Below are 1928 nucleotides of genomic sequence, written 5' to 3' on the forward strand. Positions count from 1 at the left end.
AGCCTGAGGCACCTCCAAGCCCGGGCGCGGCAGCGGTCACCGTAGCCGAAGCCTCGGCTGCCGTGGGGCCCTCACCCGTCCTCGCCTAGGCTCGTCCACCCTCTCCCACAAACAGCGTGGGAGAGGGGGTACACTTCGAGGTTGCGGTGCGCGGGCATGGAGATGCGTTCAACCCTGGCCCGGTCGCGGCGGTTGAAACCGCGTCTGGAACATCACGAAGTCCGCCTGCGCGGACTGCACGCGTAGTCGAGTGCGCAAATCCGTCCGAAGCGCGGTTCAGGTCTCCCCCTCCCCTGCGCAGCGGGGGACGGGGGCCGGGGGGAGGGGGCTCCCGCGGCATGCGAAGCCCCCGATCGAACCCCCACCGAAGTTCCCCCCTCTCCCGCGCAGTTTGCGGGGGAGGGGCTGGGGGAGGGGGAACCTACTGGTCCATCCCGTACCGCTGCAGCTTGCGGTACAGCGTCGACGGGTCGATCCCCAGCACCTCCGCGGCCTTGGTCTTGTTGCCGCCCTCGGAGTGCAGCACCCAGTGGATGTACGCCCGCTCCACGATCTCCAGCGTGGGATTGGGCGGCAGCGTGGCCGACACCAGCGGCTGCGCCTGGCGCTGGGTGATGCGCGTCGGCAGCGTGGACGCGCCGATCTCCCCACCGTCCGCCGTGAGCACCGCGGCCCGCTCCAGCGCGTTCTCCAGCTCGCGCACGTTGCCGGGCCAGTCGTAGCTCTGCAGCAGCGCCAGCACCTCCGTGGAAAGGCGCGGCACGGCGCGCCCGCGCTGGGCGGCGAAGCGGTCGAGGAAGAACTCGGCCAGGATGGGAATGTCTTCCGGCCGCTCCTGCAGTTCCGGCAGCTGCAGCGTGATCACGTTCAAGCGGTAGAACAGGTCGCTGCGAAACCCGCCCCGGCGGATTTCCTCGTCCAGGTCGCGGTTGGTAGCCGCCATGATGCGCACGTCCACCGGCACCGGCTCCGTGGCGCCCACGGGAATCACCTCACGCTCCTGCAGGGCGCGAAGCAGCTTCACCTGCAGGGCGGGCGACATTTCGCCCACCTCGTCCAGGAAGAAGCTGCCTCCCTTGGCCGCCACGAACAGCCCCTGCTTGTCGCGCACCGCGCCGGTGAACGAGCCGCGCACGTGCCCGAACAGCTCGCTTTCCAGCAGGTTCTCGGGAAGCGCGCCGCAGTTGATGGAAACGAACGGGCCGTCGCCACGGTCGGAGATGGTGTGGATGTACCGCGCCAGCACCTCCTTGCCCGTTCCCGAGGCGCCGGTGATGAGCACGGTGGAGTCGCTGGGGGCCACCGTTTCCGCCGTCTTCAGCACGTCCACGAAGCGCCGGCTGCGGCCGATGGGGCGCGTGGTGTCGGAGCGGTCGCGGCGGCGGATCTCGGTCTTCAGCGCCTGGTTTTCGCGCTTCAGCTGGCGCGACTCGGCGGCGCGGCGGCAGATGGCGACCAGCTCGTCGTTGCTGAAGGGCTTCTGGATGTAGTAGAACGCCCCCTCGTTCACCGCGCGCATGGCGGTCTGCAGCGACGCCTGCGCAGTCATCAGGATGACGGGGAGGGAGGGGTCTGATTCCTTGGCGGCCATCAGCACCTCCAGCCCGCCGACGCCGGGCATCCGCACGTCGGAAAGCACCACGTCGGGGCGCACGTCGGCGATGCGGTCGATGCCCGCCTGGCCACCGACGGCCGTCTCCACCTGGAAGCCCTCGCGCTTCAGCAGGATGCGCAGGGTGTCGAGGATGCCGACCTCGTCGTCGACGATGAGGATCTTGGGTTCGCTCACGGGATCGCGGTCAGAACGGTAACTACGGTCAGAACGGCACTACGGTCGGGGCAGACGCAAGATCGGGGCGCTACTGCCGGGAACATCCTGCGCGGACCCATACCATCCGCGCCTCGGCTGACTGTGGCGCATGCCGCGG

At 69.4% G+C, this 1928-nt stretch carries 1 protein-coding gene; it reads right to left on the minus strand.

Annotated features, from left to right (window positions below; translation table 11 throughout):
• Window positions 1-421: 421 nt before the first annotated feature.
• Window positions 422-1789: a sigma-54 dependent transcriptional regulator gene (locus VIB55_RS15555; protein WP_331877577.1), complete on the minus strand. Its 1368-nt coding sequence runs from the start codon at window positions 1787-1789 to the stop codon at window positions 422-424.
• Window positions 1790-1928 lie beyond the last annotated feature (139 nt).

The organism is Longimicrobium sp. (genome assembly GCF_036554565.1).
Lineage (GTDB): Bacteria > Gemmatimonadota > Gemmatimonadetes > Longimicrobiales > Longimicrobiaceae > Longimicrobium.